The following is a 14,463-nucleotide window of genomic DNA, read 5'->3' on the forward strand; positions in this document are numbered from 1 at the left end:
GGGCCAGAATGGCCTTCCCCGCGCGAAGGAGCCCCCGCATGCCCACGAATCCCACCAACGCCTTCTACGCCCAGTCGGGCGGCGTCACCTCGGTCATCAATGCCTCGGCCTGCGGCGTGATCGAGACGGCGCGCCGGCATCCCGAACGCATCGGCCGGGTCTATGCCGGGCGCAACGGCATCATCGGCGCGCTGACCGAGGACCTGATCGACACCGGCGCCGAACCGGCCGAGGCCATCGCCGCGCTGCGCAGCACGCCCGCGGGCGCCTTCGGCTCCTGCCGCTACAAGCTCAAGTCGCTCGAGAAGAACCGGCGCGAGTACGAGCGGCTGATCGAGGTCTTCCGGGCGCACGGCATCGGCTACTTCTTCTACAACGGCGGCGGCGATTCGGCCGACACCTGCTTCAAGGTGAGCCAGCTCTCGCAGTCGATGGGCTATGCGCTGCAGGCCATCCACGTGCCCAAGACCATCGACAACGACCTGCCGCTGACCGACTGCTGCCCGGGCTTCGGCTCGGTCGCGAAGTACGTGGCCGTGTCCACGCTCGAGGCCTCGTTCGACGTGCGCTCGATGGCCGCCACCTCGACCAAGGTGTTCGTGCTCGAGGTCATGGGCCGGCACGCGGGCTGGATCGCGGCGGCCGGCGGGCTCGTGGCCGACCAGGGCATTCCGGTGGTGGTGCTGTTCCCCGAGATCGAGTTCGACAAGACACGCTTCCTCGTGCGTGTCGACGAACTGGTGAAGCGGCACGGCTACTGCTCGGTGGTGGTGTCCGAGGGCTGCCACCATCCCGACGGCACCTTCCTCGCCGAGCAGGGCACGCGCGACGCCTTCGGCCATGCGCAGCTCGGCGGCGCGGCGCCCGTGGTGGCGCAGATGGTGAAGGACGCGCTGGGCCACAAGTTCCACTGGGCGGTGGCCGACTACCTGCAGCGCGCGGCGCGCCACATCGCCTCGGCCACCGACGTGCGCCAGGCCTACGAACTCGGGCAACGCGCGGTCGAGCTCGCGCTCGAGGGCCACAACGCGGTGATGCCGACGATCGAGCGCACCAGCGATGTGCCCTATGCCTACGCCATCGGCAGCGCGCCGCTGGCCTCGGTGGCCAATGTCGAGAAGCCGATGCCGCGCGACTTCATCTCCGACGACGGCTACGGCATCACCGAGAAATGCAGGCGCTACCTGCTGCCGCTGATCGAGGGCGAGGACTACCCGGCCTACCGTGGCGGCCTGCCGGTCTACGCCACGCTCGGCAACGTGGCGGTGCCGAAGAAGCTGCCGCCGTTCGAACTCGCGTGATGGCGAACATGGTGCAGGCGCTCGACGCCACGCGCTGCCCGCTGTGCGGCGAGGCGAACCGCTGCGCGATGGAGATCGAGCGCGAGACCGGCCAGCCGCAGCCGCCGTGCTGGTGCATGGCGGTGGATTTCTCGCGGGCACCGCTCGAGCGCCTGCCCGAGGCGCTGCGCGGCCAGGCCTGCCTCTGCGCGCGCTGCGCGGCGGGCGCTCAGGGCGACTGAACCGCGGGCTGGGCCTCGACCTCGGCCGCCTGCTCCTGTCCCTGTCCCTGTCCCTGTCCCTGCTCCTGCGCTTGCGCCACGGCCTCGGCCGCCGCCTCCACGTCCTGCGCCGTCACCAGCGAAGGCCCGCCATCGCCGCGCAGCTCGGTCACCACGCAGTGGATGAACTGCAGCTTGCCGACGGCGGTGCGCGGCAGCACGAAGGGATAGAAGTCGGGCTGGCCCATGCTGCGCGAGAGCTCGTTGAGCACGTTGGTCAGCCGCACCCAGCTGTTGATGAAGTCGAGGAATTTCGCGGCCTCGGGATGCTCGGGCCGCCACAGGTCCTCGGGCGTGAACAGGTCGCTCGTGAGCTCGACGTTGGTGGCATCGACGCCGAAGCTCATCGCGGTGTCGGCCGAGTCGGCCATGTGCAGGTAGTGGGCCCAGGTCTCGGCCCAATCCTCCCACGGATGCATGCTGGCGTAGCTGCTCACGAGGCGCTGCGCCCAGTCGGGCGGCGGGCCCTGGTCGTAGTGCCGCTGCAGCGCGGCGCCGTAGTCGGCGCGCTCGTCGCCGAACAGCGTGCGGAAGTCCTCGAGCCAGGCCGAGGGCAGCACCAGCAGGTCCCAGTAGTAATGGCCGATCTCGTGGCGGAAGTGGCCCACCAGCGTGCGATAGGGCTCGCGCATCTCGGTGCGGATGCGCTCGCGCACCGCGTCCTCGGCCTCCTCGGCATTGAGGGTGATGATGCCGGTGTCGTGGCCGGTCATCACGTGCGGGCCGCCCGGCACGTTGCTCAGGAAGTCGAAGGCCAGGCCGTGCACCGGGTCGGCATGGCGGCTCACCACGGGCAGCCGCAGCGCGAGCAGCTGCGAGATCAGGCGCCGCTTGGCCTGCTCGAGCTTGCGCCAGAGTTCGTCGTTGCCGGCCACCGAGAGATCGGGAATGGTGCGCGTGACGCTGCAGGCCAGGCAGTAGCCGGGCGCGAGACCGTGCGTGTCGGGCGCGAGCGTCTGGCCGGGACGTGCCACCGGCACCATCCAGTTGCAGGCCGCGGGCGTCATCAGGTTGGCGCAACGCCGGTAGGTCGGACCCTGCGGGTCGCCGAAGATGGTGAAGCTGTCGGGCTCGGCGACGGCGTTGCCGTTCGCGTCCTCGGCCGCGGCGGGCGCGAGCGGCACCACGCCGAGGCTGTCCTCCACGTAGCCCAGCGGCGTGTGGCAGGCCAGGCACTCGCTGTTGCGCAGGAACACGGGCCGCCCGCACTGGCAGCGGTAGGCGCGCGTGACGGTGGGCGCGGCGAGCTCGGCGGCCAGGGTGGTCGCGCCCTCGGCGGGCTCGGATGGGATGTCGTCGTTCGTCGCGGGCGTAGAGAGGTCCATGGTCGTCTTTGCGTTGTATCGGCGGCGGGTCGGATGCGGGACAGCCCGGGCATTGTGGAGCCGGCCCTTGCGCGGGCCGCCGCGCAAAGCCCGATATGCTTGTAGGACGACGGGCCCGGCATCGCCGACCTTCACGCCCGACGTTCCCCCACCGCCGATGACCCACCAAGAGACGCCCGAAGCCGCCCCGCCGGCCCCGCCCCCCGCCATGGGCCCGCTGCGCGCGCGCTATGGCGAACGCTACCGCTGGTACCTGCTGCTGTCGGTGATGGTGGGCACGATGGCCTCGATCATGTCCTCGACCATCGTCAACGTGGCGATCCCCGGCATGAGCCACCACTTCTCGCTGGGCCAGGAGCGCGCCCAGTGGGTGAGCTCGGGCTTCATGGTGGCGATGACGGTGTCGATGCTCACCACGCCCTGGCTGCTGGGGCGCTACGGCTATCGGCGCACCTACGTCGGCACGATGCTGCTGCTGCTGGCCGGCGGCATCGCGGGCGGCATGGCCAACGATTTTTCGCTGGTGCTGCTGGCGCGCGTGGCCGAGGGCCTGGCCGCGGGCGTCGTGCAGCCGATCCCCGCGATCATCATCCTGCGCGCCTTCGAGCCCCACGAGCAGGGCCGCGCGAGCGGCATCTTCGGCATGGGCGTGGTGCTGGCGCCGGCCATCGGCCCGAGCATCGGCGGCGTGCTGGTCGACCTGTTCGGCTGGCGCTCGATCTTCTACATGGTGGTGCCGTTCTGCCTCGCTTCGCTGTGGCTGGCCTACAAGTTCGTGCCGACCACCGCGCCCGGCGGCGCGGTCGCGGCACGCAGCGGCGGGCTCGACGTGCGCGGCCTCGCGCTCGGCACCGTGGGCACGCTGTGCCTGCTCAACGGCCTGGTGGCGCTGCGCGGCGATTCGCCGCTCGAGGCGGCCGCGCTGCTGGGCGCCGCGCTGCTCTCGTTCGGGCTCTTCATCTGGTGGCAGCGGCGGCTGGCGGCCGCGGGCGGCACGCCGCTGATGAACCTCGCGCTGTTCGGCTACCGCCAGTTCGCGATGGGCAGCGTGGTCGCCTTCATCTACGGCACCGCGCTGTTCGGCTCCACCTACCTGCTGCCGGTCTACATGCAGGTCGGGCTGCACCTGTCGGCCTCGCACGTGGGCACGATCCTGCTGCCGGCGGGCTTCGTGCTGGCGGCCACCATCGCGGGCGTGGGCCGGCTGGCCGACCGGCAGCCGACCTGGGCGCTGGTGAGCATCGGGCTGGCGCTGCTGGCGGCCTCGTTCGCGCTGATGATGCTGCTGCGCGCCGACAGCGCGCTGTGGCTGCTGGTGGCGTTCGCGATCGTCGGGCGCATCGGGCTGGGCTTCATCCTGCCCTCGCTGAACCTGGGCTCGATGCGGCCGCTGGCCAAGCCGCTGATCCCGCAGGGCGCGAGCGCCATCAACTTCGTGCGCATGCTCGGCGGCGCGGCCGGCGTGAGCCTGTGCGCGATCGTGCTCGAGTGGCGGCTGGCGGCGCACGGCGACTCGCTCGCCAACCCGCAGACCAGCCCGGCGCGGCTGGCGGCCTTCGACGAGGTGTTCGCGATGCTGGCCGGCCTGTGCGCGCTCGCGATCTGCGCGGCCTGGCAGCTTCGCATCCGCGCGAATCCCGGCGACGCGCCCCGCAAGCCGGGGTAAACCCCTGCGGGCAAACGGCCGCCCATCGATTTCAATTGTTATCAGTTGTATCGATTGGACGGTTTTCTCCCATGCATCGTCGGAACTTCATGGCCGCCTCGGCGGCCGCGGCCAGCCTTGGCCTTTTTTCCGTGGCCCGCGCGGCCGAGAACGGGGTCACTGACACCGAGGTGGTGCTCGGCCACACCGGCATCCTCAGCGGCCCGCTGGGCGCGCCGATCAAGGTGGTGATGGCCGGCGCGGGGCTGGCCTTCGACGCCGTCAACGCGCAGGGCGGCGTCTCGGGCCGCAAGATCCGGCTGGTGTCGCTCGACGACGAACTCTCGCCCGAGAAGGCGGTGGCCAACTACGAGAAGCTGCTCGGCGAGCACCGCGCGTTCGCCTTCTTCGGCTGCGTCGGCTCGGCCACCACCGCGGCCGCGGCCAAGGTGCTGTCGCAGAGCGGCGCGCCGATGGTCGCGGGCTATGCGGTGTCGGATTCGGCGCGCGAGAAGGTCATGGGCTCGGGCTACTTCGTGCGCGCCACCTTCGCGCGCGAGGCGCAGGCGCTGGTGCAGCACCTCACGACCATCGGCGTGACGCGCATCGCCTCGGCCTGCCTCGACAACCCGGGCGGCGCCGAGGTCACGAAGCTGGTCGAGGCCGCGCTCGCGGCGCACCAGCTCAAGCCGGTGGCGGCCGTGGCGGTCAAGGGCGACGGCTCGACCAACGCCGCCATGGGCAAGGCGCTGGCCGACAGCAAGGCGCAGGCGGTGATCATGTACCTGGGCGGTGCCATCGGCGGCGAGGTGATGAAGAGCGCCTGGGATGCCGGCGGGCGCCAGATGTTCTACGGCATGTCGATCGTGCCGGGCGACGTCACGGCCAGGCTGGTGGGCGACAAGACCAGCGGGCTGGCGATCTCGCAGGTGGTGCCCTATCCCTGGAGCGAGGTCGAGCCGGTGGCGCGCGACTACCGCCAGCTCGCCGAGCGCGCCAAGGTCGACATCGGCTACCTGAGCTTCGAGGGCTACGTGAACGCGCTGGTGATGATCGAGTCGCTGCGCCGCGCCGGCCGCGACCTCACGCGCGCGCGGCTGCATGCGGCGCTCAAGGCGATGGAGCTGCGCATCGCCGGCATGGAGCTCGACTTCACCGGCGCCAGCAACACCGGCTCGCGCTTCATCGAGATGGTCCGCGTGACCAAGGAAGGCCGCTTCCTGCGCTGACGCGGAAGCAAACCCGGGCGCTCGGGTAAGCGGGGGCGGTGTCTAATGGCCCCATGTGTCAATTGCTAGGGATGAACTGCAACACGCCGACCGACGTGACCTTCAGCTTCACGGGGTTCGCGCAGCGCGGTGGCCGCACCGACCACCACGCCGACGGCTGGGGCATCGCCTTCTTCGAGGACCGCGGCCTGCGCCATTTCGTCGACCACCAGCCGGCCTGCGAGTCGCCGGTGGCCGAGCTGATCCGGCGCTACCCGATCCAGAGCCGCAACGTCATCGCCCACATCCGCAAGGCCACCCAGGGCGAGGTCAACCTGCAGAACTGCCATCCCTTCGTGCGCGAGCTGTGGGGCCGCTACTGGGTGTTCGCGCACAACGGCGACCTCAAGGACTTCCGCCCGCGGCTGCACGGCAACTTCCACCCGGTGGGCAACACCGACAGCGAGCACGCCTTCTGCTGGCTGATGCAGGAGCTCGCGAAGTCGCATGCGGGCGTGCCCAGCGTCGAGGAGCTCACGCTCACCTTGCGCGAACTCGCGCCCCAGCTCGCGCGGCATGGCACCTTCAACTTCATGCTCTCGAACGGCCAGGCGCTGTGGGCCCATGCCTCCACGAACCTCTGGTACGTGGAGCGGCGCCATCCCTTCGTGACCGCGCAGCTGTCGGACGAGGACCTCGAGATCGACTTCGCCCAGCACACCACGCCCCACGACCGCGTCGCGGTGGTGGTGACCGCGCCGCTGACCACCAACGAGGAGTGGACGGCGTTCGAGCCGGGCGAGCTGCATGTGTTCGTGGACGGGCAGCGCTCGGGGCACTGAAGCACCGGCCGCCGTGGCCTGCCGGCAACGGGTTGGCTGACGCCAGGCCGATGGCCCTGCAAACGAAACGTTTTTTCTGACACATTTTCGCAACATTGCAAGAAAGTATCGGTGGGAGGGCCCGGGGCGATAACAATAACGGTTCTCATTTGCGTGAATACGAACCGTCCATGCCCGCCTCCCCCGCCCTTCTCCGCGCCAGCCTCCGCCCGACCGTCGCCGCGACGCTGCTCGTCCTCCATGCCCTGACGGCCTCGGCGCAGACTGCCGCGCCGGCCCCGGCCCAGCCGGCCGCCGCACCGGGCGCTCCCGGCGCCGCGCTCGCCACCATCACCGTCGAAGCGAGCGCCGACGCCTCGGCCGAAGGCCTGGCCAAGCCCTACGCCGGCGGCCAGGTGGCGCGCGGCGGCCGCGCCGGCATCCTGGGCACCCGGGACATGATGGAAACGCCGTTCTCGAGCAACAACTACACCAACGAGCTGATCCAGAACCAGCAGGCCCGCAGCGTGGCCGACGTGCTGCAGAACGACCCCTCGGTGCGCGTGGCGCGCGGCTTCGGCAACTTCCAGGAGTCCTATTTCATCCGCGGCTTCATCGTCAATTCCGACGACATCGCCTACAACGGCCTGTACGGCCTGCTGCCGCGCCAGTACATCGCCTCCGAGCTGTTCGAGCGCGTGGAAGTGTTCCGCGGCGCGAGCGCCTTCCTCAACGGCGCGGCGCCCACGGGCGGCGGCATCGGCGGCACCATCAACCTGTTGCCCAAGCGCGCGCCGAACGAGCCGCTCACGCAGTTCACGCTCGGCACCGCGAGCGGCTCGCAGTCCTATGCCGCGACCGACATCGCGCGCCGCTTCGGGCCCGACGACAGCGTGGGCGTGCGCCTGAATGCCGTCCACCGCGACGGCGGCACGGCGGTGAACGGCGAAAGCGTCAAGCTCGACGCGCTGGCGGTCGGCCTCGACTGGCGCAGCCGCGACGCGCGCATCTCGGCCGACATCGGCCACCAGGAGCACCGCCTGCGCAACACGCGCCCCAACGTCACGCTCGGCAGCGCCGTCACCGTGGTGCCCAAGGCGCCCGACAACGACACCAACTTCGCCCAGCCCTGGACCTATTCCTACGAGCGCGACACCTTCGGCTCGGTGCGCGGCGAATACGACATCACGCCGAACATCACGGCCTGGGCCGCGGCCGGCGCGCGCAGCAGCTACGAGAACAACTCGCTCGCGGGCCCGACGGTGTCCAACGGCCTGACCGGCGCCTTCACCACCAGCCGCTTCGACAACACGCGCGAGGACAAGGTCAAGACCGCCGAGCTCGGCGTCCGCGGCAAGGTGCGCACCGGCAGCGTGGGCCACGAGTGGGTGCTGGGCTACTCCTACTTCGACCTCGAAAAGAAGAACGCCTACGGCCTGGGCCTGGGCACCGGCGGCACGCTCGCCAGCAACATCTACTACCCGCGCGGCTACCTGCCCACGCAGCTCACCTACCTGGGCAACAACCTCGCGAGCCCGCGCCTGAACGGCACCATCACGCTCAAGAGCGTGGCGATCGGCGACACGATGTCCTTCCTGGACGACCGCCTGCTCGTCACGCTCGGCGTGCGCCGCCAGTCGATCGAGACCAGCGACATCAGCTACCAGATCGTGAGCGGCGGCCGGCTGACCTCGGCCGGCGGCACCGTCACCTCGTACGACCAGAGCCGCACCAGCCCGGTGGCCGGCATCGTGTTCAAGGCGCGCGAGGACCTGTCGGTCTACGCGAACTACATCGAGGGCCTGTCGCCCGGCGAGAGCGCCCCCGCGCAATCGAACGGCCAGCCGGTGCTCAACGCCGGCCAGTCGCTGCGTCCCTACGTGTCGAAGCAGAAGGAAATCGGCGTCAAGTACGACGCCGGCCGCATCGGCGGCAGCCTGGCGCTGTTCAGCACCGCCAAGCCGCGCGCCTTCGTGGCCAACGGCTCGTTCCAGGCCGGCGGCGAGGACCGCCACCGCGGTGTCGAGCTCAACGTCTTCGGCGAGGCGACCAAGGGCCTGCGCGTGCTCGGCGGCGTGACCTGGCTCGACGCCAAGCAGAAGGAAACGGGCAGCCTCACTACCGACGGCAAGCGCGTGATCGGCGTGCCGAAGGCGCAGGGCAGCATCGGCGTCGAATGGGACGTGCCGGGCGTGCAGGGCCTGTCGCTCAACGGCCGCGTCGTGACCAGCGGCTCGAGCTACGCGGATGCGATCAACACGCTGCGCGTGCCCGGCTGGACGCGCCTGGACGTGGGTGCGCGCTACGTCACCGAAGTCGGCAACGGCAAGCTGCTGACCCTGCGCGCGCGCATCGAGAACGTGGCCGACCGCAGCTACTGGGCCTCGGTGGGCGGCTATCCGGGCTCGGGCTACCTGGTGCTGAGCAACCCGCGCACCTTCAGCCTGTCGGCCACGGTCGACTTCTGATCGGCGATCCCGGCTTCCTCGGGATCAAAAAAAGGCGCCCGGGGCGAAGACCGCCCCGGGCGCCTTTTTCATGGCCCTCAGGCCGCCTGCGCCAGATGCGCCTCCAGCGCATCGATGAACATCGCCGGCACGTCGAAGCCGGTCTGCTCCGTGATCTCCTGGAAGCAGGTCGGGCTGGTCACGTTGATCTCGGTCACCGAGTCGCCGATCACGTCGAGGCCGATCAGCAGCAGCCCGCGCGGCGCGAGCGCGCGGCCCACGATCTCGGCGATCTCGCGGTTGCGCGGCGTGAGCGGCTGGGCCACGCCCTTGCCGCCGGCCGCGAGGTTGCCGCGCACCTCGGTGCCCTGCGGGATGCGCGCCAGCACGAAGGGCGCGGGCTCGCCCGCGATGATCAGGATGCGCTTGTCGCCCTCGACCACGTCGGGCACGAAGCGCTGCACCATGATGGTCTCGGCGCCGTCCTTGTTGAGCGTCTCGACGATCGAGCCGAGGTTCAGCGCGTCCTGCTTCACGCGGAAGATGCCCATGCCGCCCATGCCGTCGAGCGGCTTCAGGATGATGTCGCCGTGCTGCGCATGGAAGTCGCGCACCGCCTGCGCGCTGCGCGTGACCAGCGTGGGCGCGGTGAACTGCGGAAACTCCATGATCGCGAGCTTCTCGGGATGGTCGCGCAGCGCGCGCGGCTTGTTCACCACGCGCGCGCCCTCGCGCTCGGCCTGCTCGAGCAGGTGGGTGGCGTAGATGTACTCGGCGTCGAAGGGCGGGTCCTTGCGCATCAGCACGGCGTCGAAATCGGCCAGCGCCTTGGTCTCGACGATGTCGACGGCGTACCAGTCCTTGGGGTCGCCGGTCAGCGTGACCTGGCGCACCGTGGCCGTGACCTTGCCGCCCGACACCCACTGCAGGTCCTGCGGCAGGCAGGCCGCGATGCGGTGGCCGCGGCGCTGGGCTTCGCGCATCATCGAGAAGGTGGTGTCCTTGTAGATCTTGAAGTGATCGAGCGGGTCGGCCACGAAGAGGATGTTTTTCATCAGGAAGTCTTTCCGGCGCCCGGCGGGGCCGCCATGTTGCTGCTGTCGGTCGCGATGTTGCCGGAAGCGGCGAGGCCCTGGCCGGCCGGGGCTTTTGGCGGGCCAGGCCGGTTGCCCAGCCGCTGCACCGCGAGCGCGAACGCGCCCGCCACCACGCCCCAGAAGGCCGAGCCGATGCCGGCGAGGGTCACGCCCGAGAGCGTGACCAGGAAGGTGATCAGCGCGGCCTCGCGGTGCGGCTCGTCGCGCACCGCGGCCGCCAGTCCGCCGCCGATGGTGCCGAGCAGCGCGAGCCCCGCGATGGCCGCCACCAGCTCCTTCGGGAAGGCCGTGAGCAGCCCGGTCACGGCCGCGCCGAACAGGCCGATCACGACGTAGATCGCGCCGCAGCTCACGGCCGCGGTATAGCGCCGCGCCGGGTCCTCGTGGGCTTCGCGGCCCATGCAGATCGCGGCGGTGATGGCGCTGAGGTTGAGCGCGAAGGCGCCGAAGGGCGCGAGCACCAGCGTGGTCAGGCCGCTGATCGTGATGAGCTTGCTGACCGGCAGCTCGCCGTAGCCGGCGGCGCGGATCGCCGCCACGCCCGGCAGGTTCTGCGAGGCCATGGTGACGACGAACAGCGGCAGTGCCAGGCTCACGATCGCCTGCCAGTGGAACACCGGCATGACGAACACCGGCCAGGTCAGCGAGAAATGCACCGCCGACCAGGCGAGCTCGCCGCGCGCGGCCGCGAAGGCGATCGCCACCAGCAGCGTGAGCGGCACCGCGTAGCGCGGCAGCCAGCGCTTGCCCACGAGGTAGGTGGCCAGCATCAGCAGCACCAGGGGCAGCGCGGTCTGCGCCGCGGTGAAGGCCGCGAGGCCGAAGCGCGCGAGCACGCCGGCCAGCAGCGCCGAGGCGATGGCCATCGGGATCCGGTTCATCGCGCGCTCGAACCAGCCGGTGGCGCCGGCCAGCACGATCAGCAGCGCGCAGACGACGAAGGCGCCGACCGCCTCGCCCATGCCGTGGCCCGCGCCGGCCACCGCCAGCACCGCGGCGCCGGGCGTGCTCCAGGCGATCATCACGGGCTTGCGCCACCACAGCGAGGGCAGCATCGAGGCCAGCCCCATGCCGATGCCCAGCGCCCACATCCACGAGGCCACCATCTCGGGCGTGGCACCGAAGGCCTGCGCGGCCTGGAACACGATGGCCACCGAACTCGTGAAACCGACGAGCACGGCGACGAAGCCGGCGGTGAAGGCGGAAAGGCTCAGGTCCTTGAAGAAACGCATCGCGCGATTGTGCCGGGCCGGTCGCGCCGGGCCGTCCCGGCGGCGGATGGTCAACAATTTTCCACCGATATGTCGACCATCGGGCACGCACCTTGCAGGCGATCCGCGCATGACGACACGCTGGCCCGAACTGCTGCCCTCGCACGACCGCTTCGACTACCGGCCGATCACGCGCCGGCCCGACTACCGCTGGCCCAACGGGGCGCGGCTCGCGGTCTACCTCGGCTTCAACATCGAGCACTTCGCCTTCGGCGGCGGGCTGGGCGCCTGCCTCGGCCCGGCCTCGCCGCAGCCCGACGTGCTCAACCACGGCTGGCGCGAGTACGGCAACCGCGTGGGCGCCTGGCGCTGCCTCGAGCTGTTCGACGCGCTCGCGCTGCCCGCGGGCGCGCTGGTCAACACGGCCCTGTACGACCACTGCCCGGAACTGGTGCAGGCGGTGGTGGCGCGCGGCGACGAGCTGATCGGCCATGGCCACAGCAATGCCGAGCGCCAGGGCGCGCTCGGCGAAGACCACGAGCGCGCGCTGCTGGTGCGCTGCCGCGAACGCATGGCGCGCGAGAGCGGGCAGGCGCCCGCGGGCTGGCTGTCGCCATGGATCTCCGAGAGCCCGCTGACGCCCGACCTGCTGGCCGAGACCGGCTACGGCTACACGCTCAACTGGTGCCACGACGACCAGCCGGTGCGCATGCGCACGCGCGGCGGCGGCGCGATCTGGTCGGTGCCCTATCCGCAGGAGCTCAACGACATCCCGATGATCGTGGGCCGGCTGATGGACGCGAAGGACTTCTGCGCGATGGTGCTCGACAACTTCGAGGAGATGCTCGCGCAGTCGCGCGCCCAGCCGCTGGTGATGGGCCTCGCGCTGCATCCCTACATCGTGGGCCAGCCCTACCGGCTGCGCCATCTGCGCGGGGTGTTGACGCAGCTGGCGCTCGCGCGCGACCGCGGCGAGATCTGGTTCACCACGCCCGGCGCGATCGCGGCGCACATGGGACAGCTCGCGCTGGAACGGCCAGCGGACTTCGACTGAAAGCGGACAGCCGAACGCAGAAGAACGCCCAAAGCGCGCAGAGGTCGCGACTTCTGCGTTCGGCTGTCCGAATTCAGATCTCTATCTTCGACCCCAACTCCACCACCGCGTTGTTCGGCAGCCCCAGGAAGGCCGCCGCGCCGCTCGCGTTGTGGTGCATCTGCGCGAACAGCTTCTCGCGCCAGGGCGCCATGCCGCTGCCCAGCGTGGGGATCACGACGTCGCGCGAAAGGAAGTAGCTGGTCAGCATCGGCTCGAGCTGGCAGCCGCGCAGGCGCGCGTTGTCGAGCGCGCGCGGCAGGTCGATGTCGTTCTTGAAGCCGTAGTGCACGATCACCTGCCAGCAATGGCGGCCCAGCGGCTCGATCTCGATGCGCTTGTCCATCGGGATCCACGGCACCTCGTGGTTGCGCACGGTGACGAACAGGTTCTGCTCGTGCAGCACCTTGTTGTGCTTGAGGTTGTGCAGCAGCGCATTGGGCACCACGCCGGGCTCGGCCGTGAGGAACACGGCGGTGCCGTCCACGCGCACCGGTGGATTCTCGAACACCGAGTCGAGGAAGGCCTTCAGCTCGATGGCATCGGAGCGCTGCACCTCGCCCATGAGGCGGCGCCCCTCCTTCCAGGTGATCATGAGCATGAACACCGCGCCGCCGATCACCAGCGGGAACCAGCCGCCCTCGGGCAGCTTGAGCAGGTTCGACGCGAAGAACATGAAGTCGATGAAGAAGAAGGCCGCGGTCGAGGCGATGCACAGCGCCAGCGGCAGCTTCCAGGCGTAGCGGATCACGAAGAAGGTCAGCACCGTGGTGATCAGCATGTCGGTGGTCACGGCGATGCCGTAGGCCGCGGCCAGGCTGCTCGAGGAGCGGAACATGACCACCGCCAGCACGATCGCCACGAACAGGCCCCAGTTGACCAGCGGGATGTAGATCTGGCCGGCCGTGCGCACGCTGGTGTGCTCGATGTTCAGGCGCGGCAGGTAGCCGAGCTGGATCACCTGGCGCGTGACGCTGAAGGCGCCCGTGATGAGGGCCTGCGAGGCGATCACCGTGGAGGCGGTGGCCAGCAGCACCAGCGGGATCAGCGCCCACTCGGGCGCCATCATGAAGAACGGGTTCTTCACGGCCTCGGGATTGGCCAGCAGCAGCGCGCCCTGGCCGAAGTAGTTGAGGATCAGCGCCGGCATCACCACGGTGAACCAGGCAATGCGGATCGGTGCCTTGCCGAAGTGGCCGAGGTCGGCGTACAGCGCCTCGGCGCCGGTCACGCACAGCACGATGGCGCCCAGCAGGATGAAGCTGGTGCCGGGGTTGTCCCAGATGAACTTGAGCGCGTAGAACGGGCTCAGGGCCTTGAGGATCTCGGGGTGGTCGACGATGTGCCACACGCCGAGCACCGCCAGCGAGAGGAACCACACCAGCGTGATCGGCCCGAAGAAGCGGCCGATGCCCGCGGTGCCGTGCTTCTGCACCGCGAACAGGCAGAACAGCACCACCAGCGTGATCGGGATCACGTAGTGCTTGAAGTGCGGCGACACCACCTCCAGGCCCTCGACCGCCGAGAGCACCGAGATCGCCGGCGTGATCACCCCGTCGCCGTAGAACAGCGAGGTGCCGAAGATGCCGATCACCAGCAGCAGGTGGCGCAGCCGCGGCTTGTCGGCCACGGCGCGCGAGGCCAGCGCCAGCATCGCGACCAGGCCGCCCTCGCCCTCGTTGTCGGCGCGCAGCACGAGCACCACGTACTTGAGCGAGACGATGGTGGTGAGCGTCCAGACGAACATCGAAAGGATGCCGTAGACGTTCTCGACGGTGAAAGGCACGTGGCCGTGGCCGAAGACTTCCTTGACGGCGTACAGCACGCTGGTGCCGATGTCGCCATAGACGACGCCGATGGCGCCGACGATCAGGCCGGCGGAGAGGGATTTGGGGGCTGACACGAGGTCGATGGGAAAAGGGCCGGCGGCTCGCGATGACGACGCATCAGGTATGCCAGGGGGCGTGCCCGGGCGGACGGTGCTTCCGCCGCGCCTCGATCCTCGCCCTCGCCGCCCTTCGATTTCCGTTGCTGTGGGGCCGCTATTCTGCCGTC

The 14,463-nt window shown here is 70.1% G+C and carries 11 protein-coding genes; 7 read left to right on the plus strand and 4 right to left on the minus strand.

What is annotated here, in order from left to right; all coding sequences use genetic code 11:
- The first annotated feature begins 38 nt into the window (after nucleotides 1–38).
- Nucleotides 39–1,301, plus strand: coding sequence for a 6-phosphofructokinase (locus KV106_RS09275; RefSeq protein WP_261209451.1), 1,263 nt, complete (start codon nucleotides 39–41; stop codon nucleotides 1,299–1,301).
- Nucleotides 1,301–1,522, plus strand: coding sequence for a cysteine-rich CWC family protein (locus KV106_RS09280; RefSeq protein WP_261209453.1), 222 nt, complete (start codon nucleotides 1,301–1,303; stop codon nucleotides 1,520–1,522). Before KV106_RS09275 ends, KV106_RS09280 begins: the two co-directional genes overlap by 1 nt.
- Here the strand turns inward: KV106_RS09280 and KV106_RS09285 are convergent.
- On the minus strand, nucleotides 1,510–2,886 hold the full coding sequence (locus KV106_RS09285) for a zinc-binding metallopeptidase family protein (protein WP_261209455.1): 1,377 nt from the start codon (nucleotides 2,884–2,886) through the stop codon (nucleotides 1,510–1,512). The two genes, KV106_RS09280 and KV106_RS09285, sit on opposite strands and share 13 nt — an antisense overlap.
- 157 nt (nucleotides 2,887–3,043) lie before the next feature.
- Here KV106_RS09285 and KV106_RS09290 point away from each other — a divergent pair, with 157 nt between their 5' ends.
- The 4 genes from KV106_RS09290 (at nucleotide 3,044) to KV106_RS09305 (ending at nucleotide 9,028) form a co-directional block, all read left to right on the plus strand.
- Nucleotides 3,044–4,552, plus strand: coding sequence for an MFS transporter (locus tag KV106_RS09290; protein WP_261209457.1), 1,509 nt, complete (start codon nucleotides 3,044–3,046; stop codon nucleotides 4,550–4,552).
- A gap of 71 nt (nucleotides 4,553–4,623) precedes the next feature.
- Nucleotides 4,624–5,760: an ABC transporter substrate-binding protein gene (locus KV106_RS09295; protein ID WP_261209459.1), complete on the plus strand. Its 1,137-nt coding sequence runs from the start codon at nucleotides 4,624–4,626 to the stop codon at nucleotides 5,758–5,760.
- Between the two features lie 53 nt (nucleotides 5,761–5,813).
- Nucleotides 5,814–6,581 (plus strand): class II glutamine amidotransferase, encoded by a 768-nt coding sequence (locus tag KV106_RS09300; protein ID WP_057593847.1) that lies wholly within the window; start codon nucleotides 5,814–5,816, stop codon nucleotides 6,579–6,581.
- A gap of 170 nt (nucleotides 6,582–6,751) precedes the next feature.
- Entirely contained in the window at nucleotides 6,752–9,028 is a 2,277-nt protein-coding gene (locus KV106_RS09305) for a TonB-dependent receptor (RefSeq protein ID WP_261209463.1), read from the plus strand.
- Nucleotides 9,029–9,105: 77 nt separating this feature from the next.
- Here the strand turns inward: KV106_RS09305 and gshB are convergent, their stop codons facing one another.
- Both gshB and KV106_RS09315 read right to left on the minus strand, forming a co-directional pair.
- Complete coding sequence (gene gshB, locus KV106_RS09310; protein WP_261209465.1) at nucleotides 9,106–10,062, minus strand: glutathione synthase; 957 nt, start codon at nucleotides 10,060–10,062, stop codon at nucleotides 9,106–9,108.
- Entirely contained in the window at nucleotides 10,062–11,336 is a 1,275-nt protein-coding gene (locus KV106_RS09315; RefSeq protein WP_261209467.1) for a benzoate/H(+) symporter BenE family transporter, read from the minus strand. Before KV106_RS09315 ends, gshB begins: the two co-directional genes overlap by 1 nt.
- 109 nt (nucleotides 11,337–11,445) lie before the next feature.
- Between KV106_RS09315 and KV106_RS09320 the strand changes: the two genes are divergently transcribed.
- Nucleotides 11,446–12,369 carry a polysaccharide deacetylase family protein gene (locus KV106_RS09320; protein WP_261209469.1) on the plus strand — a complete coding sequence of 308 codons (924 nt, stop codon included), beginning with the start codon at nucleotides 11,446–11,448 and terminating at the stop codon, nucleotides 12,367–12,369.
- Between the two features lie 73 nt (nucleotides 12,370–12,442).
- Here the strand turns inward: KV106_RS09320 and KV106_RS09325 are convergent, their stop codons facing one another.
- A complete protein-coding gene (locus tag KV106_RS09325) occupies nucleotides 12,443–14,311 on the minus strand; it encodes a potassium transporter Kup (protein ID WP_057593843.1) in 1,869 nt (622 codons plus the stop codon).
- Nucleotides 14,312–14,463 lie beyond the last annotated feature (152 nt).

This window comes from Variovorax endophyticus, assembly GCF_025376855.1.
In the GTDB taxonomy this organism is placed as follows: Bacteria; Pseudomonadota; Gammaproteobacteria; order Burkholderiales; family Burkholderiaceae_C; genus Variovorax.

What these genes read in the sequence shown, in the direction of transcription:
- KV106_RS09275 (WP_261209451.1), top strand. Translation starts at nt 39, where the DNA reads ATGCCCACGAATCCCACCAACGCCTTCTACGCCCAGTCGGGCGGCGTC.
- KV106_RS09280 (WP_261209453.1), top strand. Translation starts at nt 1,301, where the DNA reads ATGGCGAACATGGTGCAGGCGCTCGACGCCACGCGCTGCCCGCTGTGC.
- KV106_RS09285 (WP_261209455.1), bottom strand. Translation starts at nt 2,886, where the DNA reads ATGGACCTCTCTACGCCCGCGACGAACGACGACATCCCATCCGAGCCC.
- KV106_RS09290 (WP_261209457.1), top strand. Translation starts at nt 3,044, where the DNA reads ATGACCCACCAAGAGACGCCCGAAGCCGCCCCGCCGGCCCCGCCCCCC.
- KV106_RS09295 (WP_261209459.1), top strand. Translation starts at nt 4,624, where the DNA reads ATGCATCGTCGGAACTTCATGGCCGCCTCGGCGGCCGCGGCCAGCCTT.
- KV106_RS09300 (WP_057593847.1), top strand. Translation starts at nt 5,814, where the DNA reads ATGTGTCAATTGCTAGGGATGAACTGCAACACGCCGACCGACGTGACC.
- KV106_RS09305 (WP_261209463.1), top strand. Translation starts at nt 6,752, where the DNA reads ATGCCCGCCTCCCCCGCCCTTCTCCGCGCCAGCCTCCGCCCGACCGTC.
- gshB (WP_261209465.1), bottom strand. Translation starts at nt 10,062, where the DNA reads ATGAAAAACATCCTCTTCGTGGCCGACCCGCTCGATCACTTCAAGATC.
- KV106_RS09315 (WP_261209467.1), bottom strand. Translation starts at nt 11,336, where the DNA reads ATGCGTTTCTTCAAGGACCTGAGCCTTTCCGCCTTCACCGCCGGCTTC.
- KV106_RS09320 (WP_261209469.1), top strand. Translation starts at nt 11,446, where the DNA reads ATGACGACACGCTGGCCCGAACTGCTGCCCTCGCACGACCGCTTCGAC.